This is a genomic window from Inquilinus sp. YAF38, from assembly GCF_052113205.1.
In the GTDB taxonomy this organism is placed as follows: Bacteria; Pseudomonadota; Alphaproteobacteria; order DSM-16000; family Inquilinaceae; genus Inquilinus.
The window spans coordinates 156653-175463 of the sequence record NZ_JBFRCU010000001.1 but is presented as its reverse complement, the minus strand read 5'-3'; the positions used below and the strand labels follow the sequence as shown (position 1 = coordinate 175463).

17 protein-coding genes are annotated in these 18811 nt (G+C 70.0%); 12 read left to right on the top strand and 5 right to left on the bottom strand.

Translation table 11 applies throughout. The features are described 5' to 3' along the window. Positions 1 to 91 precede the first annotated feature (91 nt). The 3 genes from AB4Z01_RS00870 (at position 92) to AB4Z01_RS00860 (ending at position 1810) form a co-directional block, all read left to right on the top strand. Positions 92 to 748 carry a TerC family protein gene (locus AB4Z01_RS00870; RefSeq protein WP_441689559.1) on the top strand — a complete coding sequence of 219 codons (657 nt, stop codon included), beginning with the start codon at positions 92 to 94 and terminating at the stop codon, positions 746 to 748. Between the two features lie 275 nt (positions 749 to 1023). Next, complete coding sequence (locus tag AB4Z01_RS00865) at positions 1024 to 1524, top strand: hypothetical protein (RefSeq protein WP_441689558.1); 501 nt, start codon at positions 1024 to 1026, stop codon at positions 1522 to 1524. Further along, positions 1514 to 1810, top strand: coding sequence for a type II toxin-antitoxin system RelE/ParE family toxin (locus AB4Z01_RS00860; RefSeq protein ID WP_441689557.1), 297 nt, complete (start codon positions 1514 to 1516; stop codon positions 1808 to 1810). The genes AB4Z01_RS00865 and AB4Z01_RS00860 overlap by 11 nt, the downstream gene beginning before the upstream one ends. Before the next feature lie 319 nt (positions 1811 to 2129). Here the strand turns inward: AB4Z01_RS00860 and AB4Z01_RS00855 are convergent, their stop codons facing one another. Genes AB4Z01_RS00855 through puuE form a run of 4 tightly spaced genes read right to left on the bottom strand, consistent with a single transcriptional unit; the run spans position 2130 to position 6058 of the window. After that, on the bottom strand, positions 2130 to 3362 hold the full coding sequence (locus AB4Z01_RS00855) for an ArgE/DapE family deacylase (RefSeq protein ID WP_441689556.1): 1233 nt from the start codon (positions 3360 to 3362) through the stop codon (positions 2130 to 2132). A gap of 16 nt (positions 3363 to 3378) precedes the next feature. Continuing rightward, complete coding sequence (locus tag AB4Z01_RS00850; protein ID WP_441689554.1) at positions 3379 to 4635, bottom strand: allantoate amidohydrolase; 1257 nt, start codon at positions 4633 to 4635, stop codon at positions 3379 to 3381. Then, positions 4632 to 5144 (bottom strand): 2-oxo-4-hydroxy-4-carboxy-5-ureidoimidazoline decarboxylase, encoded by a 513-nt coding sequence (gene uraD / locus AB4Z01_RS00845; protein ID WP_441689552.1) that lies wholly within the window; start codon positions 5142 to 5144, stop codon positions 4632 to 4634. Before uraD ends, AB4Z01_RS00850 begins: the two co-directional genes overlap by 4 nt. Further along, positions 5141 to 6058, bottom strand: a complete 918-nt coding sequence (gene puuE / locus AB4Z01_RS00840) for an allantoinase PuuE (RefSeq protein ID WP_441689551.1) — start codon at positions 6056 to 6058, stop codon at positions 5141 to 5143. Before puuE ends, uraD begins: the two co-directional genes overlap by 4 nt. A gap of 237 nt (positions 6059 to 6295) precedes the next feature. Here puuE and uraH point away from each other — a divergent pair, with 237 nt between their 5' ends. From uraH to AB4Z01_RS00795, 9 genes are all read left to right on the top strand, one after another. Next, the gene (gene uraH, locus AB4Z01_RS00835; RefSeq protein ID WP_441689549.1) at positions 6296 to 6673 is read left to right on the top strand and encodes a hydroxyisourate hydrolase; all 378 of its coding nucleotides are present in this window, start codon (positions 6296 to 6298) and stop codon (positions 6671 to 6673) included. A 127-nt stretch (positions 6674 to 6800) separates the two neighbouring features. After that, positions 6801 to 8291 carry a xanthine dehydrogenase small subunit gene (gene xdhA, locus AB4Z01_RS00830; RefSeq protein WP_441689548.1) on the top strand — a complete coding sequence of 497 codons (1491 nt, stop codon included), beginning with the start codon at positions 6801 to 6803 and terminating at the stop codon, positions 8289 to 8291. Further along, on the top strand, positions 8284 to 10638 hold the full coding sequence (gene xdhB, locus AB4Z01_RS00825; RefSeq protein ID WP_441689546.1) for a xanthine dehydrogenase molybdopterin binding subunit: 2355 nt from the start codon (positions 8284 to 8286) through the stop codon (positions 10636 to 10638). The genes xdhA and xdhB overlap by 8 nt, the downstream gene beginning before the upstream one ends. Beyond that, a complete protein-coding gene (gene xdhC, locus AB4Z01_RS00820; protein ID WP_441689545.1) occupies positions 10635 to 11594 on the top strand; it encodes a xanthine dehydrogenase accessory protein XdhC in 960 nt (319 codons plus the stop codon). Before xdhB ends, xdhC begins: the two co-directional genes overlap by 4 nt. Further along, complete coding sequence (locus AB4Z01_RS00815; RefSeq protein ID WP_441689543.1) at positions 11504 to 13075, top strand: ABC transporter ATP-binding protein; 1572 nt, start codon at positions 11504 to 11506, stop codon at positions 13073 to 13075. Before xdhC ends, AB4Z01_RS00815 begins: the two co-directional genes overlap by 91 nt. Beyond that, positions 13065 to 14162, top strand: coding sequence for an ABC transporter permease (locus AB4Z01_RS00810; protein ID WP_441689542.1), 1098 nt, complete (start codon positions 13065 to 13067; stop codon positions 14160 to 14162). The genes AB4Z01_RS00815 and AB4Z01_RS00810 overlap by 11 nt, the downstream gene beginning before the upstream one ends. Further along, complete coding sequence (locus AB4Z01_RS00805) at positions 14162 to 15085, top strand: ABC transporter permease (RefSeq protein WP_441689541.1); 924 nt, start codon at positions 14162 to 14164, stop codon at positions 15083 to 15085. Before AB4Z01_RS00810 ends, AB4Z01_RS00805 begins: the two co-directional genes overlap by 1 nt. Before the next feature lie 79 nt (positions 15086 to 15164). Beyond that, complete coding sequence (locus AB4Z01_RS00800) at positions 15165 to 16244, top strand: BMP family ABC transporter substrate-binding protein (protein WP_441689539.1); 1080 nt, start codon at positions 15165 to 15167, stop codon at positions 16242 to 16244. Positions 16245 to 16730: 486 nt separating this feature from the next. Further along, positions 16731 to 17864: a cysteine desulfurase family protein gene (locus AB4Z01_RS00795; protein WP_441689537.1), complete on the top strand. Its 1134-nt coding sequence runs from the start codon at positions 16731 to 16733 to the stop codon at positions 17862 to 17864. Here AB4Z01_RS00795 and AB4Z01_RS00790 read toward each other — a convergent pair. After that, a complete protein-coding gene (locus tag AB4Z01_RS00790) occupies positions 17842 to 18753 on the bottom strand; it encodes a LysR family transcriptional regulator (RefSeq protein ID WP_441689535.1) in 912 nt (303 codons plus the stop codon). The two genes, AB4Z01_RS00795 and AB4Z01_RS00790, sit on opposite strands and share 23 nt — an antisense overlap. Positions 18754 to 18811: the final 58 nt, after the last annotated feature.

Sequence of the window (18811 nt, the reverse complement as noted above, 5' to 3'; positions counted from 1 at the left end):
ACTCATCGAGTGGCCCGCCTGCCGACCCCCTGACACGCTCCCCCGGGATGGCATGCCGGCCGCTCCTCGCGACGAAGAGGACGGTTCTCGCATGGAACATCTGCTGACGGGCGAGGCGCTGACCGCCCTGCTCCAGGTCATCATGATCGATCTGGTGCTGGCGGGCGACAACGCCATCGTCATCGGCCTGGCCGCGGCCGGGCTGCCCAAGGAACAACGCGGCAAGGCGATCCTGATCGGCATCGCCGCCGCCACGGTGCTGCGCATCGTGTTCGCCCTGGCGACGACGCAGCTGCTGGCCATCGTCGGCCTGCTGCTGGCCGGCGGCGTGCTGCTGCTGTGGGTGTGCTGGAAGATGTGGCGCGAGCTGCGCCACACCGCCAAGCAAGACCACGACGCCGAGGAGGCGCTGGCCGGCCATGATGCGGACGGAAATGGGAGTCCGGGGGGCGCGCCGCGCAAGACCTTCGCCCAGGCCGCCTGGCAGATCGTGATCGCCGACGTGTCGATGTCGCTGGACAACGTGCTGGCGGTGGCCGGCGCGGCGCGCGAGCACCCGGCCATCCTGGTGTTCGGCCTGGCGCTGTCGATCGCGCTGATGGGCTTCGCCGCCTCGTTCATCGCCAAGCTGCTGAACCGCCACCGCTGGATCGCCTATGTCGGCCTGGCGATCATCCTCTACGTCGCCATCGACATGATCTGGCGCGGCGCGAACGAGGTCTGGCCGCATCTCCAGGGCGCGATGTAAAGGCACAAGGGCCGGGCGTTCGCCTGGCCCACTGGCCTCAGACGTTGGGTTCGCGAAGAGAATCCAGCATGTCGACGCGGCACCGTGTTGGGTTCGCCTGCGGTGAACCCAACACATTCTGATAGCCCGACAAGGCCGGCCAGGCCGCCCTCAAGGTGAGCCCGCTTTTGACAAGATATGTGAAATGCATATTATTATGCATTTCCACACGCCACGGATGATGCTCGTGGTGTGCTGATCCAGGCCGGTATCGCCCTTTCCGGAGGATATCTCTCATGGGCAGTTTCAACGAACGCACTCACAAAATTCTTTCGGACATCGGGGAAAAGGCTGCCACCAAAGCCGCCAGTGGCCGGTATCTCCGATCCTTGGAGTTCCGCCCGGGGATTCGCTATTGGGCGACATCCGCTCGCCAAAAAGATCTCTTCGGAGTGCAGTTTTTCGGCGAAGGATTGGATGATGCCGAACGGTATCGACGGGCATTGGCCAATAGAGGGTTTGCCAGCCGAACACCGCAACCGTCCCAGTTGACATATTGCCGTGAGATCGACTTCCTGGCGGACGGACGGCCGGACATGGACGCGATTCGTGCCGCAAAAGTTGATCTCGACGGGATCGTTCGATCCGACGACCCGGTCGAGCGGCAACAGAGAATTGCAGAATTCCAGCGCCTCATCGACGAAGGCCTCAGAAGCGGCATCAGCGCAGATACCATGAGGGACCTGTTGACCGAGGCCCGCCGCCGCGCGGGGGCAGCTGGAGGCGATGGCCTATAGGATCACGGAGGAGGCCGCTTCCGACATCGTCGACATCTATGTCTACGGGGTCCAGACATTCGGCACTGTTCAGGCAGAACGTTATCATGCCGGACTGGAAGCTGCCTTCGAGCGCATCGCCGCCCAGCCCCTTCTCATGCGCGAACGCACGGAAATCCGACCGCCGGTCCGTGTCTATCCCAAGGACGCCCATATCATCGTCTATCTCATCGACGAGTCTGGCGGCGTGCTGATCATTCGCGTTCTACATCACCGCCAGGATTGGGAACGCCATCTTTCAGCCTGACCGACGACCGGCATCGCGTCCGCAAGCGATTGTCGGGGCGGGCTCTCGCGCGGCGCCTACGGGTGTCTAGTTGAGTGTTTGAGGTTGCGGATAGAGCGACCGACTTCAACTTTTATTGTCATTGCCGGGCCTGACCCGGCAATCCAGGGGCCGCCAAGAACCGCTCTGGCCGCCCCTGGATCCTCGGGTCAAGCCCGAGGATGACAATAAAATAGAATAGAGACCCAAGATAAACACACTTCGGTTGCCGTTTCTCTTCAACCGGACACCCGTGCGAGGAATCCGGGCATGACAGTTTGAGGGGGGCGGCGTCCGCCCCCTACTCCGCCAGCAGGTCCCGGACCGCCAGCGCGATCACCTCGGTCGCCTTGTACAGGTCGTCGAGCTTCAGCCGCTCATCGGCGCGGTGGGCGTTGGCGTCTTCGATGGTGCGGGGGCCGGCGCCGTAGAGGGCGATCGGCACTCCGGCGGCGGCATAGTGCCGGGCGTCGGTATAGAGCGGCACGCCCTTCACCGGGATCTCCTCGCCCAGCACCGGCCCGGCACGGCGGCGGATCGCCTGGGCCAGACGGTCGGTGCCCGGCAGCGGCGACAGCGGCTCGGCCAAGAGGATGCGGCGGATCGTGACCGTCGCCTTCGGGAAAGCCTTGGCCGCGTCCTCGATCACGCCGCGCAGCTCCGCCTCCACCGCAGCGCCGTTCTCCTCCGGGATCAGCCGGCGGTCGAGCCGGAACGCCACCCGGTCGGGCACGACATTGGTGTTGATGCCGCCCTCGATCAGCCCGATGGTCAGCTGCGGCGAGCCGATGCCGGTGACCTTCGACATCGTGGTCCGGTAGAGGCGCCGGTGCTCGTACAGCCGCACCAGGATCGGCGTCGCCGCCTCCAGCGCGTCAATGCCGGTGGATGGCAGCGCGGCATGGGCCGACCGGCCGCGCACCTCGACCTCGAGATGCAGGCAGCCATTGTGCGCCGTCACCACCGCATAGCTGAAGGCGGCGGCGATGGCGAAGTCGGGCTTGGACAGCCCCTGCTCCAGGATCAGCTTCGGCCCAATCTCGCCGCCCGATTCCTCGTCATAGGTGAAGTGCAGCTCGACCGTGCCGCGGGTCAGCCGGCCGGCTTCCTCCAGCGCCTTCAGGGCGAAGGCGTAGCTGGCGATGTCGGATTTCGAGACGGCGGCGCCGCGGCCATACATCCAGCCGTCGACCACCTCGGCGCCATAGGGGTCGTGGGTCCAGCCCTCGCCCGGCGCCACCACGTCGCCATGGGCGTTCAGGGCGATCACCGGCCCGTCGCCGAAGCGGCGGCGGACGATCAGGTTGCTGGCGCTGATCATGCCATGCGCCCGCGCCAGTTCGGCCGGCACCGGATGGACCTCGACCTCGAAGCCGAGCTCGCGCAGCAGCTCGCTGGTCCGCTTCGCATGCGCGTCGCAATCGCCGGGCGGGTTGTCGGACGGGACCTTGACCAGCTCCGCCAGGAACCGGGCCTGCTGCTCGCGCGCGCCGAGGAGGTAGCTGTGGATGGCGGTGTCGATGCTGTCGGTCATCCCAAGGTCTTTCGTGTCAGGCGGGGTCGTACTGGCGAAGCAGGTCGAGCAGGACGCGGACGGAGAGGTCCGCATCCTCGACAGTGATGGATTCGGCCGGGTTGTGGCTGATCCCGCCGCGGCAGCGCAGGAACAGCATCGCCACCGGGGTCAGCGACGCCATCGCCATGGCGTCATGGCCGGCACCGCTGGGCAGGCGCCGCGCCGGCAGGCCGTGGCGGCGGATCGCCGTCTCCAGCCGCGCCATCAGCGCCTCGTCGCAGCGCACGGCGCCGGCGTCATGGTAGCGGTCGAGCGTCAGCTCGACGCCGCGGCCGCGGGCGATGCCCTCCAGCGCCGCAATCATCTCGGCCATCGCGGCCAGGCGGTCGGCATCGTCCGGCGCGCGGATGTCGATGGTGAAGCGCACCGCGCCGGGGATGACGTTGACCGCGCCGGGCTGGACATCGAGCTGCCCCACCGTCGCCACCACGTCGCGCCCCGCCTGGGCGCAGCGTTCGACCGCGAGGATCATCGAGGCGGCGGCGGCCAGCGCGTCATGGCGGAGGTCCATCGGCACGGTGCCGGCATGGCCGGCCATGCCGCGGACCGTGGCATTGTAGCGGGCGGCGCCGTTGATCGCGGTGACGATTCCGAGCGGCAGGTCCTCCGCCTCCAGCACCGGACCTTGCTCGATATGCAGCTCGACATAGCCGAGCACGCGGTCGCGCCGCCGGGCCTCGGCCTGCAGCCCGTCCGGGTCGCCGCCGAAGTCGCACAGCAGGTCGCCCAGGCGCAGTCCGTTGTCGTCGACCGCATCGGCCACGGCCGGGTCGACGGTGCCGGCGACGGTCTGGCTGCCGGTCAGGGTGACCGGGAAGCGCACGCCCTCCTCGTCGCCGAAGGCCAGCACCTCGACGGCGAAAGGCAGCCGCTCGCCGCGCCGGTGCAGCTCGTCGACCACGGCGATAGCGGCCAGCACGCCGAGATTGCCGTCGTATTTCCCGGCGTCGCGCACCGTGTCGATGTGGGAGCCCAGCAGCAGCGCCGGCAGGCCCGGCCGGTCGCCCTCATAGCGACCGACGACATTGCCGGCGGCGTCGGTCCGCGCCGCCATGCCGGCCTCGCGCATCCAGGCCAGCACCTGGTCGGCCGCCTGGCGGTGCGCCGGCGACAGGAAGGTGCGGGTCAGCCGGTCCGGATCCTCGCTGAAGCGGGCCAGGGCGTCCAGCCGCTGCATCAGCGCCGGGCCATGGGCGAGGGTGTTCTGGGTCGGAGCGGTGCCGAGGCTCACGGCAGCAGGTCCTTCAGTCGCAGGAGGGCGATGGTTTCCACCTCGGCCAGGGCCGTGGCGAATTCGGTGTCGCGCGGGTTGCCGGCCCGGCGCTCGAAGGCGGCCAGGATCTCGGCCCGGCTGCGGCCCTTCACCGCCATGATGAAGGGGAAGCCGAAGCGCTCGACATAGGCGGCGTTGAGCTCCTGGAACCGGGCGAACTCCGCCGGCGAGCAGCGGTCGAGCCCGGCGCTGGCCTGCTCGGCGCTGGAGCTGGCGGTCAGTTCTCCCGCCACCGCCAGCCGCCCGGCCAGGTCGGGATGGGCGCACAGCACGCCGAGCTGCCGGTCATGGTCGGCGGCGCGGAACACGGCGCGGAGGGCGGCGTGCAGCCCTTCGGCCGTGTCCTGCTCATGGCCCAGCCCGGCCTCCCAGGCCGCCGCGGCGATCCAGGGCGAATGCTCGAACACCCCGCCGAAGCGCACGGTGAACAGGTCGCGGTCCATGGTGCTGGGGTGCGGGAGGGTCATGCCCCGGCCTCGCCATAGGGATGCTTCTCCCGCCAGTGGCGGGCGATCTCGATGCGGCGGCAGAACCAGACGCCGTCATGCTGCTTCGCATAATCCAGGAACCGCTCCAGCGCCATGATCCGGCCGGGGCGGCCGACGATGCGGCAATGCAGCCCGACCGACATCATCCGCGGCGTCTCCGCCCCCTCCTGGTACAGCGCGTCGAAGCTGTCCTTGAGATAGGCGTAGAACTGGTCGCCGGAGTTGAAGCCCTGGACCGCGGCGAAGCGCATGTCGTTGGCGTCCAGCGTGTAGGGCACGATCAGCTGCGGCGTGTCCCCCACCCGCTCCCAATACGGCAGGTCGTCGTCATAGGCATCGGCGTCGTAGAGGAAGCCGCCATGCTCCGCCACCAGGCGCCGGGTGTTCGGGCTGGTGCGGCCGGTGTACCAGCCGAGCGGACGCTGGCCCGATACCTGCTCCAGGATCTCGACTGCCTTGCGCAGATGCTCGCGCTCCACCGCCTCGTCGACATACTGGTAGTTGATCCAGCGATAGCCGTGGCTGGCGATCTCATGCCCGGCCTCGACCATGGCGCGGATCACCTGCGGGTGCCGCTCCGCCGCCATGGCGACGGCGTAGATGGTCAGCGGAATGCCCTTGCGCTCGAACAGCTTCAGGATCCGCCAGACGCCGACCCTGGCGCCGTAATCGTAGAGGGATTCCATCGAGATGTGGCGCACGCCCGGCAGCGGCTGGGCGCCGACGATCTCGGACAGGAAGCTCTCGGAGGCTGCGTCACCGTGCAGGATCGAGTTTTCGCCGCCCTCCTCGTAATTGAGGACGAATTGCAGCGCCAGCCGGGCGCCGCCCGGCCAATCGGCCTGGGGCGGGTTCGGACCGTAGCCGACCAGATTTCTCGGATAGACGGACACCGATCCTCCCCTCGCACGCGTGATCCCAAGCACAGGATAGCGGCCCAGGCCGCGTCCACTTTCGCTTTTGCGTTGAAAGTCTTTCCGCCGAACCGCCGTTGAGCAACGGTCAGGCGGGGTGAAACATGACAATCGCAACAAAACGACAAGCACGTCAGGCCGGACAGGGCGATAATGCCCGGCGGCAGGACGGACCGCCAGGGACCGCCAAGGCGCCGGCAGACACGGAGAGGCAGGATGGCCGAACAGACGGCATCCCACCAGGGACGACTGACCACCCATGTGCTCGACACGGCGCATGGCCGGCCGGGCATGGGCATCGGCGTGGCGCTGTATCGCCTCGACGGCGACCGCCGTACGCTCGTGGTCGAGACCCGGACCAACACCGATGGCCGCTGCGACGCGCCGCTGCTGGCCGGCGACGCCTTCCGCCCCGGCACCTATGAGCTGGTCTTCGCCACCGGCGCCTATTTCAGCACCGCCGGCGTTGTGCTGCCCGACCCGCCCTTCCTGGACCAGGTGCCGATCCGCTTCGGCATCGCCCATGCCGACCAGCACTACCACGTGCCGTTGCTGGTCTCGCCCTGGTCCTACTCCACCTATCGCGGCAGCTGAGCCGGGAGATTTTCATGCCCTTCCGTCATTGCGAGGAGGCGAAGCCGACGAAGCAATCCATGCCTCCGCTCTTGCGGCCCTGGATTGCTTCGCTGCGCTCGCAATGACGGTGAGAAGAGAACCGACCATGCGTGATCACATCCACTTTCTTTTCGGCAACGAGCTGCGCGAGATCCGCACGGTCGATCCGACCCTGACCGTGCTGGACTGGCTGCGGCTGCAGGAGCGCAGAACCGGCACCAAGGAAGGCTGCGCCGAGGGCGATTGCGGCGCCTGCACCGTGGTGGTCGGCCGGCGCGACGGCGACCGGATGCGCTATGAGCCGGTCAATGCCTGCATCCGCTTCCTGGCGACGCTGGATGGCTGCCAGTTGCTGACGGTGGAGCATCTGAAGGCGGCGGACGGCGCGCTGCACCCGGTGCAGCAGGCGATGGTCGACTGYCACGGCTCGCAATGCGGCTTCTGCACCCCCGGCTTCGTCATGGCGCTGTTCGCGCTGTACCGCAACGACCCGGCACCGGGCGAAGGCCGGATCGACGATGCCCTGGCCGGCAATCTGTGCCGCTGCACCGGCTACACCCCGATCATCGCCGCCGGGCAGCGCATGTATGAGCTGGGCGCGCCGGAAGCCGACCGCTTCGCTGCGGCCGAGGCCGGGATCGCCCAGCGGCTCGAGGCGCTGGAGGATGAGGAGACGGTCGCGGTCGGCGATGGCACCCGACGCTTCTACGCCCCGGCGACCACGGCGGCCTTCGCCGCGCTGCTGCTGGAGCATCCGGACGCCACCATCGTCTCCGGCGCCACCGATGTCGGGCTGTGGGTCACCAAGCAGCAGCGGGTGCTGCCGGCTGTCATCTACACCGGCCGGGTGCGCGACCTGCGCGGTCTCCGCGAGATGCGCGGCATCCCCGGGACCGCGGACGGCTTCGAGATCGGCGCCGCCGTCACCTATGCCGAGGCGATCGGGCCGCTGGGCCGCGCCTATCCCGACCTCGGCGAGCTGATCCGCCGCATCGGGGCGGAGCAGGTGCGCGCCGTCGGCACCATCGGCGGCAACATCGCCAACGGCTCGCCGATCGGCGACATGCCGCCCGCCCTGATCGCCGCCGGCGCCACGCTGGTGTTGCGCCGGGGCGAGGAGCGCCGGTCGCTGCCGCTGGAGGACTTCTTCATCGCCTATGGCCAGCAGGACCGCCGGCCGGGCGAGTTCGTCGAGAGCGTCTTCCTGCCGAAGCTGCGGCCCGGCGACCGCTTCCGCGCCTACAAGATCAGCAAGCGCTTCGACCAGGACATCTCCGCCGTCTGCGCCGCCTTCCGGCTGCGGGTGGAGGACGGCCGCGTCGCCGAGATCCGCATCGCCTATGGCGGCATGGCCGGCACGCCGAAACGGGCGGCGGAGACCGAGGCGGCGCTGACCGGCCAGCCCTGGACCGAGGATGTCGTGCGCGCCGCCCTGCCGGCGCTGGCCCGGGACTTCACGCCGCTGACCGACTGGCGCGCCAGCGCCGGCTATCGCGCCAAGGTCGCCGCCAACCTGCTCTTGAAGCTGCATGCCGAAACCGCCGACCCAGCCGCGGAAACCCGCCTGGTCGGCGAGCGGAGCCTGGCCCATGCCTGACACGACCCTCTCCCAGGCCAAAGCCCAGCCGGCGGCCGACCGCATCGACGGCGCGGTGCACGACCCGCGCCGGCATGACAGCGCCCACAAGCATGTCAGCGGCGAGGCCGTCTATATCGACGACATCGCGGAGCCGGCGGGCCTGCTGCATGTCTGCCTGGGGCTGAGCGAGAAGGCGCATGCCCGGATCCGGTCGATCGACCTGGCCAAGGTGCGGGCCGCGCCCGGCGTGGTCCGAATCTTCACCGCCAGCGACATCCCCGGCGAGAACGACATCGGCTGCAGCCATCTGGGCGACGAGCCGCTCTTCGCCACCGACCTGGTGCAATATATCGGCCAGCCGGTCTTCGCCGTGGCCGCCGAGACCCGCGACCAGGCCCGCCGCGCCGCCCGGCTGGCCGTGATCGACTATGAGGAGCTGGCGCCGGTCCTGGACTATGAGGCGGCGAAGGCCGCCGGCACGCTGGTGAACAGCCCGATGACGCTGAAGCGCGGCGACGCCAGGGCGGCGATCGCGGCCGCGCCGCGCCGGCTCGAGGGCCGGATGCGGATCGGCGGGCAGGAGCATTTCTACCTGGAGAGCCAGGTGGCCCTGGCCCTGCCGGGCGAGGATGGCGACGTCACCGTCCATTCCTCGACCCAGCATCCGAGCGAGGTGCAGCACATCGTCGCCGCCGTGCTGGACGTGCCCGACGCCGCGGTGACGGTCGAGATCCGGCGCATGGGCGGCGGCTTCGGCGGCAAGGAGACCCAGGGCAACCTGTTCGCCGCCACCGCCGCCCTGGTGGCCAAGGCCACCGGCCGCGCCGCAAAGCTGCGGCCGGACCGCGACGACGACATGGTGATCACCGGCAAGCGCCATGATTTCGAGGTCGATTATTCGGTCGGCTTCGACGACGAAGGCCGGATCGAGGGCGTCGAGATGCTGCTGGCCGCGCGCTGCGGCTGGTCCGCCGACCTGTCCGGCCCGGTCACCGACCGCGCCCTGTTCCATGCCGACAACGCCTATTACTATCCGGCGGTGCAGCTGGCCTCGCTGCCCTTGAAGACCAACACCCAGTCGAACACCGCCTTCCGCGGCTTCGGCGGGCCGCAGGGCGTGGTGGCGGGCGAGCAGCTGATCGAGGAGATCGCCTTCGCCGTGGGCAAGGATCCGCTGGAGATCCGCAAGCTGAACTTCTACGGCACCGACGACCGCAACGTGACGCCGTACCACCAGACGGTCGAGGACAACATCGCGCCGGAGCTGGTGGCGGAGCTGGAGCGCGACAGCGACTACCAGGCCCGGCGCACCGAGATCCGCGCCTGGAACAAGACCAGCCGCTGGCTCAAACGCGGCCTGGCGCTGACGCCGGTGAAGTTCGGCATCTCCTTCACCTTCTCGGCCTACAACCAGGCCGGCGCGCTGGTGCATGTCTACAAGGACGGGTCGATCCACCTGAACCATGGCGGCACCGAGATGGGCCAGGGCCTGTACGTCAAGGTCGCCCAGGTCGTGGCCGAGGAGTTCCAGGTCGATATCGGCCGGGTCCACATCACCGCCACCACCACCGGCAAGGTTCCGAACACCTCGGCCACCGCCGCCTCCTCCGGCGCCGACCTGAACGGCATGGCGGCCCAGGCCGGGGCGCGGATGATCAAGGAGCGGCTGATCGCCTTCGCCGCCGAGCGCTGGCAGGTGAAGCCGGACCAGGTCGTGTTCCGCCGCAACGTCGTGCAGATCGGCGACCAGGAGGTGCCATTCGCGGAGCTGGTGCGCGCCGCCTATTTCGGCCGGGTGCAGCTGTCCGCCGCCGGCTTCTACAAGACGCCGAAGATCCATTGGGACCGCGCCGCCGGCCGCGGCCGGCCGTTCTACTACTTCGCCTATGGGGCGGCGGTCAGCGAGGTCACGGTCGACACCCTGACCGGCGAGTACCGGCTGGACCGCGTCGACATCCTGCACGATTGCGGCCAGTCGCTGAACCCGGCGATCGACCGCGGCCAGGTCGAGGGCGGCTTCGTCCAGGGCGCCGGCTGGCTGACCATGGAGGAGCTGTGGTGGGACGCCAAGGGCCGGCTGCGGACCCATGCGCCGTCGACCTACAAGATCCCGGTGGCGAGCGACCGGCCGAAGATCTTCAACGTCCGGCTGGCCGACACCCGGAACCACGAGGACACGATCTACCGCTCCAAGGCGGTGGGCGAGCCGCCGCTGATGCTCGGCGTCTCGGTGCTGCACGCGATCTCGGACGCGGTGGCCAGCGTCGCCGACCACAAGGTCTGCCCCCGCCTGGACCCGCCGGCGACGCCGGAGAAGGTGCTGGACGCGGTGGAGCGGGTCAGGGCGGCGGGAGGGACGGAATGACCCCCCTCGCCCCGACCCTGCGGCTGTGGCTCGGCGATGGCGAGCCGGCGGTGCTGGTGACGCTGGCGGAGGCTCGCGGCTCGACCCCGCGCGAGGCCGGGGTGCACATGCTGGTCACCGCGACCGCCGCCCGCGGCACCATCGGCGGCGGGCGGATGGAGTGGGATGCGATCGCCGCCGCCCGGGCGCAGATCATCGCCAAGGAGCGGTCGCAGCGGGTCGAGATCCCGCTCGGCCCGGCCATCGGCCAGTGCTGCGGCGGTTTCGTGGTGATCGAGCTGGAGCTGGCCGACGGTGCCACCCTGGCCCGGATCGAGGCCGAGGAGGCGGCGGAGGCCGCGTGCCGGCCGGGCGTCCTTATCTTCGGCGCCGGCCATGTGGGCAAGGCGCTGGCCCGGGCCCTGGCGCCGCTGCCGGTGCGGATCCAGTGGGTCGACGGCCGGGCCGACGAGTTCCCGGCCGACATCCCGCAGGGCATCACCCGGCGGCTGACGCTGACCCCGACCGACGTGGTCGCCGAGGCTCCGCCCGGCGCCGCCTATCTGGTGATGACCCATAGCCACGCCATGGATTTCGAGGTCACCGAGGCGGCCCTGCGGCGCGGCGACGCCGCCTATGTCGGGCTGATCGGATCCACCACCAAGCGCGAGCGCTTCGAGCGCTGGTTCCGGGCCCGCGGCAACGACCCGCGGCGCACGGAATCGCTGACCTGCCCGATCGGGGCGGGTCTCGGGCGGGACAAGCGCCCGCCCGTCATCGCCGCCATGGTCGCGGCGGAATTGCTCATCGCCTTCGCCAAGGCTAAGGACGTGTCCGCCCCCGCCGACAAACCGGCGCCGGGGGCGGCTCCAGAACAGGAGGCTGCATGGACCGCAACCCGGGGGCCGGCCCCGCGCGCATCGAACTCCGCGGCATCACCAAGAGGTTCGCGAGCCTCGTCGCGAACGACGGGGTAAGCTTTTCCGTCCAGCCCGGCGAGATCCATGCGCTGCTGGGCGAGAACGGCGCCGGCAAGTCGACGCTGGTGAAATCGATCTACGGCCTGCTGCAGCCCGATTCCGGCGAGATCCTGTGGAACGGGCAGCCGGCCCGGCCCGCCAGCCCGCATGAGGCCCGGCGCCTCGGCATCGGCATGGTGTTCCAGCACTTCTCGCTGTTCGAGGCGCTGACCGTGGCCGAGAACATCGCCCTCGGCCTGGAGAGCCCGCCCGACCGGCGGGTCCTGGCCAAGCGGATCCGCGAGGTGTCCGAGGCCTATGGCCTGCCGCTGGACCCGCATCGCGAGATCCACACTTTGTCGGTCGGCGAGCGCCAGCGGGTCGAGATCGTGCGCTGCCTGCTGCAGGACCCGAAGCTGCTGATCATGGACGAGCCGACCTCGGTCCTGACGCCGCAGGAGGTGGAGCGGCTGTTCGAGACGCTGCGCCGGCTGGCGTCGGAAGGCTGCTCGATCCTGTACATCAGCCACAAGCTGCACGAGATCAAGGCGCTGTGCGACGCGGCGACGATCATGCGCGGCGGCAAGGTGGTGGGCACCTGCGACCCGGCGGCCGAGACCGCGCGCAGCATGGCGCAGATGATGATCGGGGCGGAGCTGCGCACCCTGGCGCGGCGTGGCGCCCGCGGCGCGTCCGAGCCGAAGCTGGTGGTGGAGAGTCTGAGCCTGCCCGCCGACGGCCCGTTCGGCACCGCGCTGAAGCAGATCGGCTTCACCGTCGGCGCCGGCGAGATCCTGGGCATCGCCGGCATCGCCGGCAACGGCCAGACCGAGCTGTCGCACGCCCTGTCGGGCGAGCGCCGGGTGCGCCCGGCCGGGGCCATCCGCATCGGCACGAAGCCGGTGGCGCATCTGAGCGCCGAGCAGCGCCGCCTGCTGGGGCTGTGCACCGTGCCGGAGGAGCGCAACGGCCACGCCGCGGTGCCGGAGATGAGCCTGGCCGGCAACACGCTGCTGAGCGCCCGCAACCGGATGAAGCTGGCGCCCGGCGGGCTGATCCGCGCCGGCCTGGCCCGCCGCTATGCCGAGCGGGTGATCCATGAGTTCGGGGTCAAGGCGCGCGATGCCGAGGCGCTGGCCGGCAGCCTGTCCGGCGGCAACCTGCAGAAATACGTGGTCGGGCGCGAGGTGCTGCAGACGCCCGAGATCTTCATCGTGTCGCAGCCGACCTGGGGCGTCGATGCCGGCGCCGCCACCGCCATCCACCAGGCGCTGATGACCCTGGCCCAGAACGGCGCCGCGGTGGTGGTGATCTCGCAGGATCTCGACGAGCTGCTGCAGATCACCGACCGGCTCGCGGTGATCAATCTCGGCCGCCTGTCCGAGGCGCGGCCGACCGCCGAGATCTCGGTCGCCGAGATCGGCCTGATGATGGGCGGGCTGCACGGCGCCGAGCCGGACGCGGCCGAGGAAAGGGAGCACGCAGCCCATGTCGCTTAGGATAGAGCCCCGCCGCGAACCGTCCCGCGCCATGGTCTGGCTGACGCCGCTGATCGCCATCGCCCTGACCATCGCCAGCGGCTACCTGCTGTTCCTGGCCCTCGGCCTGGACCCGGCCGAGACGCTGTACCAGTTCCTGATCGCGCCGGTCGAGAGCTTCTACGGCTGGACCGAGCTGGGGGTGAAGGCGGCGCCGCTGATCCTGATCGCCATCGGGCTCGGCATCGGCTTCCGCGCCAATGTCTGGAACATCGGCGCCGAGGGCCAGCTGATCATGGGCGCCATCGCCGCCGGCGCCGTCGCGCTCGGCTTCTGGGGCGAGGAGGGCTGGTGGATCCTGCCGGCGATGTGCGTCGCCGGCGCCCTGGGCGGCATGGCCTATGCCGCGATCCCGGCCTTGCTGAAGACCCGCTTCGACGTCAGCGAGATCCTGACCAGCCTGATGCTGACCTATGTCGCCTCGCTGGCGCTGGGGATCCTGGTGTTCGGCCCCTGGAAGGATCCGGAGGGCTACAACTTCCCGCAGACCCGGATGTTCACCGACAGCGCCGTGCTGCCGATCCTGGTCGAGGGCACCCGGCTGCATCTCGGCGTGCTGGTGGCGGGGCTGGTCGCGGTCGCCGCCTGGTTCCTGATGGGCCGCACCGTGTTCGGCTTCCAGATCCGGGTGGTCGGCCAGGCCCCGGCCGCGGCCCGCTTCGCCGGCTTCAGCCGCAAGCGCGTGACCTGGTTCGCCCTGCTGCTGTCCGGCGCCCTGGCCGGGCTGGCCGGCACCTTCGAGGCCGCCGGCCCGATCGGCCAGCTGATCCCGCAGCTGACCCCGGGCTACGGCTTCACCGGCATCATCGTCGCCTTCCTCGGCCGGCTGCACCCGATCGGCATCGTCGCCGCCGGGCTGGTCATGGCCCTGTCCTATATCGGCGGCGAGAACGCGCAGGTTTCGGCCGGGCTGCCGACCGCGGCGACCGGCGTGTTCCAGGGCATGCTGCTGTTCTACCTGCTGGCCGCCGACGTGCTGGTCCGCTACCGCCTGCGCTGGGCCTCCAGCCAGGCCAAGCCTGTGTCCAATCCCATGGCGGTGTCGTGATGGATATCCTGGTCCTGATCGCGGCGACGGTGATCACCGCCGCAACCCCCCTGCTGCTTGCCGCGCTGGGCGAGCTGGTGGTCGAGCGCTCCGGAGTCCTCAACCTCGGCGTCGAGGGCATGATGCTGATCGGCGCGGTCACCGGCTTCGCCGTGACCTTCACCACCGGCCAGCCGGCGCTGGGCATCCTGGCCGCTGCCCTGGCCGGCGCGGCGATGTCGCTGATCTTCGCCGTGCTGACCCTGACGCTGATGGCCAACCAGGTCGCCACCGGCCTGGCCCTGACCATCTTCGGCGTCGGCCTGAGCGCCCTGCTCGGGTCCGGCTTCGTCGGCCACCCGATCGCGCCGCTGCCGAAGCTGTCGCTGCCGGTGCTGACCGGCCTGCCGGTGGTCGGGCCGCTGCTGTTCGGCCAGGACGCGCTGGTCTACCTGTCCGTCGCCATGACCTTCGGGGTCGCGTGGTTCCTGAAGCGCAGCCGCGCCGGGCTGGTGCTGCGCGCGGTCGGGGAATCCGCGGAATCGGCGCATTCGATCGGGCACCCGGTGCAGCTGGTGCGCTACCTGGCCTGCCTGTTCGGCGGCGCCATGGCCGGGCTGGCCGGCGCCTTCCTGTCGCTGTCCTACACCCCGCTGTGGATCGAGGGCATGACCGCCGGCCGCGGCTGGATCGCGCTGGCGCTGGTGGTGTTCGGGTCGTGGCGGCCGTGGCGGGTGCTGCTGGGCGCCTATCTGTTCGGCGGCGTCACCATCCTGCAGCTGCACGCCCAGGGCATCGCCGGCATCGAGGTGCCGCCGCAGGTCTTCACCATGCTGCCCTACCTCGCCACCATCGCGGTGCTGGTGATCATCGCCGCCGGGCCGTGGCGCGGCCGGCTGCAGGCGCCGGCGGCGCTGGGCAAGCCGTTCCGGCCGTCCATCTAGGCTGACCAGGAGCGCGATCCCAATCGCGCTTCCAATCACGGATCGCTATCATCCGATGAATCACAACAAGGAGGTCTTCATGTCGATGCGCTTCTCCCGCCGGACGGTGCTGGCGGGCTCCGCGGCCACCCTGGCGACGACGGTCCTGCCTGGCCGGATCTGGGCGGCGGAGCCGCTGAAGGTCGGCTTCATCTATATCGGCCCGGTCGGCGACTATGGCTGGACCCATGGCCACGACGTCGCCCGCCGTGAGATCGACGCGAAGTTCGGCGACAAGGTGAAGACCAGCTATGTCGAGAGCGTGCCGGAGGGCCCGGACGCCGAGCGCGTTCTGCGCCAGCTGGCCCAGGCCGGCAACGAACTGATCTTCACCACGTCGTTCGGCTACATGAACCCGACGATCCGGGCCGCCAAGTCGCTGCCGAAGGTGAAGTTCGAGCACGCCACCGGCTATCAGACCGCGCCGAATGTCAGCACCTACAACGCCCGCTTCCATGAGGGACGCGCGGTGTGCGGTACCATCGCCGGCCATATGACCAAGACCGGCGTCACCGGCTATATCGGCTCGGTGCCGATCCCCGAGGTGGTGATGGGCATCAACGCCTACACCCTGGCGGCGCGGAAGATCCGGCCGGACATGAAGGTGAAGGTGATCTGGGTCAACAGCTGGTACGACCCGGGCAAGGAGAGCGACGGCGCCAAGGCGCTGATCGACGGCGGCGCCGACATCCTGTGCCAGCACACCGACAGCCCGGCCGCGATCCAGGTCGCCGAGGCCCGCGGCATCCATGGCTTCGGCCAGGCGTCGGACATGCGCAACTTCGCGCCCAAGGCGCAGCTGACCTCGATCGTCGACAACTGGGGCCCGTATTATGTCGAGCGGGTGCAGGCCGTGCTCGACGGCAGCTGGAAGACCTCCAGCATCTGGTGGGGCTTCAAGCACGGCATGGTCACGCTGGCGCCCTACAACGAGGCGATCCCGGCCGAGGTCGTGGCCGCGGCGGAGAAGACCAAGGCCGACATCATCGCCGGCACGCTCGACCCCTTCGCCGGCCCGATCAAGAACCAGAAGGGCGAGCTGGTCGTGCCCGAGGGCAAGTCCCTCAGCGACGATGAGATCGCCAAGATGGACTGGTATGTCGAGGGAGTCGAAGCGTAAGCCGCAGCCCGTAGGTTGGGTTCGCGATGAGCGAACCCAACACGGTCTATGGCCGATGCGCACCCCCTTTGAGTCCTCCCTCCCCTCGCGGCTATCGGATTTACAGATCACCGGGCGTTATCCATTTGCCTCTCCCGCTTGCGGGAGAGGTCGGGCTCGCGCAGCGAGACCGGGTGAGGGCGGCTCGGCTGCGACACCAGGGCCAGCGTTTCAGGACAGGGACGGGTCATACGCTTGCCCGCCGAAAAGCTGTGCTTTCGGCGAGGCCGCTATCCCCTCACCCGGACATCCTTCGGATGTCCGACCTCTCCCGCAAGCGGGAGAGGCAATCGGTTCGTATGCCCGCCGCCGGTGTCGCCGATCGATGTGCGAATACCGTGACCCCTCGCGGGGAGGGGGGACTCTATTGTACAGCGGCCGCGCCGTGCGCACAGGCTACAGCGCGATCCGAAGCGGCTGTACCAAAGGCGGAATCGGGGTGCCGCCATGACCGCCCCGCTCTATCTCGACCACCTCGCCTCCACACCGCTGGATCCGGAGGTGCTGGACGCGATGCGGCCGTGGCTCGACCCGTCGGCGGTCGGCAACCCGCATGCGGCACGGCACCGCCCGGGCTGGCGGGCGGCGGAGGCGATCGATGCGGCGCGGGGCGAGGTGGCGGGGCTGGTCGGGGCCCGGCCGGGCGAGATCCTGTTTACCGGCGGCGCCACCGAGGCCAACAACCTGGCGCTGCTGGGCGGCACGCCCGCGGGCTGGCCGGTGGTCGCCTCGGCGATCGAGCATCCGAGCGTGCTGGCCTGCCTGCCGGAGCTGGCCGCGCGAGGCCATCGCACCGCGACCCTGCCGGTCGGGCCGGACGGCACCGCCGATCTCGATGCCCTGCGCACGCTGCTGGCCGGGCGCCCGGCTCTGGTCTCGCTGATGGCGGCCAACAACGAGATCGGCACGATCCAGCCGCTGGCCAAGGCGGCCCGGATCTGCGCCGAAGCCGGGGCCCTGCTGCACACGGACGCCGTGCAGATCCTGTCGACCGGCGCACTCGATGTCCGCGCCCTCGACCTCGCCTTCCTCAGCCTGTCCGGCCACAAGCTGTACGGCCCGATGGGGATCGGCGCGCTGTTCGTGCGCGAGGGCACGCCGCTGCGGCCGCTCCTCCATGGCGGCGGCCAGCAGCAGGGGCGCCGCGCCGGCACGCTGCCGACGGCGCTCTGCGTCGGGCTCGGCGCCGCCTGCCGCATCGCCCGGCAACGCAGGACGGCCGATGCGCGGCGCCTCAGCGCCCTGCGGGAGCGGCTGTTCGCAGCGCTGCAACGGGACCTGCCGGATCTCCGCCGCAACGGCTCCCCCGATCACGGCCTGCCCGGCTGCCTCAATGTCAGCCTGCCCGGGCTGGACGCGGCCGACCTGCTGCTCGACCTGCCGGAGCTGGCGCTGTCCACCGGCTCGGCCTGCTCGACCGGCAGCCCGGAGCCGTCGCATGTGCTGCGCGCCATCGGCCTGTCGCCGGACGAGGCCCATGGCAGCCTGCGCTTCGGCCTCGGCCGCGGCACCATGGACGCCGACATCGACCAGGCGGCGGCCCGGCTGGTCGCAGCGATCAGAGCGCGAGGTCGGCGCTGAGCAGCGACCGCGTGTGCTCCACCAGATAATCCGAGAACACCCGCACCTTGGCCGGCAGGAAGCTGCGATGCGGGTACAGCACCGCCAGCACCACCGGCTCCGGCGGATAATCGGGCAGCACCAGCTGCAGCGCGCCGCTGCGCAGATGGGCCGCGACCTCCCACACCGGCTTCATGACGATGCCGCGGCCGTCGACCGCCCATTGCGTCAGCACGTCGCCGTCATCGGCGTCGAAGCTGCCGCGCACCGGCACCTTGGACGGGCCGTCCTTGCCCTCCAGCGTCCATTGGTACTGCCGCGACCCGGGGAAGCGCAGCAGCAGGCAGTTGTGGCCCACCAGCTCCTCCGGCGATTTCGGATGGCCCCGGGCCTCGAGATAGGACGGCGCCGCGCACAGCACCCGCCGGCAATCGGCGATCTTGCGCAGCACGAAGCTGGAATCCCGCATTTCCGCCATGCGGATGGCCAGGTCCACCGCCTCGCCGACCAGGTCGAGCAGGTGGTCGGACAGGCGCAGCCGGACCTCGACCCGCGGGTAGAGCTCGTGGAACTGCGGCACCAGCGGCGCCAGGATGCGGCGGCCGAAGCCGAGCGGCGCCGTCACCCGCAGGCTGCCGGACGGCACGCCGCTGGTGGTGGCGACGCTGGTCTCGGCCCGCTCCATCGCGTCCAGCACCACCAGGCAGTGGCGGTAGAAGGTCTGGCCGTGCTCGGTGGTCTGCACCTGGCGGGTGGTGCGGTTCAGCAGGCGGACGCCGAGATGCTGCTCCAGCTGCTGGATGCGGTGGCTGACCACGGCCGGCGACATGCGCACCTGCCGGCCGGCGGCCGACAGGCTGCCCAGCTCGACCACGCGCACGAAGACCCGCATGTTCTCCAGCAGCGCCAAATCCCGACGATCCCCCTGTCGACCGTCATTCCCGCGAAAGCGGGAATCTCTTCGGACT

Bases quoted from the DNA above. Each gene is read 5' to 3' on its own strand.
- uraH (WP_441689549.1), top strand. From the start codon at position 6,296: ATGGCCGAACAGACGGCATCCCACCAGGGACGACTGACCACCCATGTG.
- xdhC (WP_441689545.1), top strand. From the start codon at position 10,635: ATGACCCCCCTCGCCCCGACCCTGCGGCTGTGGCTCGGCGATGGCGAG.
- AB4Z01_RS00855 (WP_441689556.1), bottom strand. From the start codon at position 3,362: ATGACCGACAGCATCGACACCGCCATCCACAGCTACCTCCTCGGCGCG.
- AB4Z01_RS00805 (WP_441689541.1), top strand. From the start codon at position 14,162: ATGGATATCCTGGTCCTGATCGCGGCGACGGTGATCACCGCCGCAACC.
- AB4Z01_RS00800 (WP_441689539.1), top strand. From the start codon at position 15,165: ATGTCGATGCGCTTCTCCCGCCGGACGGTGCTGGCGGGCTCCGCGGCC.
- AB4Z01_RS00815 (WP_441689543.1), top strand. From the start codon at position 11,504: ATGGACCGCAACCCGGGGGCCGGCCCCGCGCGCATCGAACTCCGCGGC.
- AB4Z01_RS00810 (WP_441689542.1), top strand. From the start codon at position 13,065: ATGTCGCTTAGGATAGAGCCCCGCCGCGAACCGTCCCGCGCCATGGTC.
- AB4Z01_RS00870 (WP_441689559.1), top strand. From the start codon at position 92: ATGGAACATCTGCTGACGGGCGAGGCGCTGACCGCCCTGCTCCAGGTC.
- AB4Z01_RS00865 (WP_441689558.1), top strand. From the start codon at position 1,024: ATGGGCAGTTTCAACGAACGCACTCACAAAATTCTTTCGGACATCGGG.
- uraD (WP_441689552.1), bottom strand. From the start codon at position 5,144: ATGACCCTCCCGCACCCCAGCACCATGGACCGCGACCTGTTCACCGTG.
- AB4Z01_RS00795 (WP_441689537.1), top strand. From the start codon at position 16,731: ATGACCGCCCCGCTCTATCTCGACCACCTCGCCTCCACACCGCTGGAT.
- xdhB (WP_441689546.1), top strand. From the start codon at position 8,284: ATGCCTGACACGACCCTCTCCCAGGCCAAAGCCCAGCCGGCGGCCGAC.
- AB4Z01_RS00860 (WP_441689557.1), top strand. From the start codon at position 1,514: ATGGCCTATAGGATCACGGAGGAGGCCGCTTCCGACATCGTCGACATC.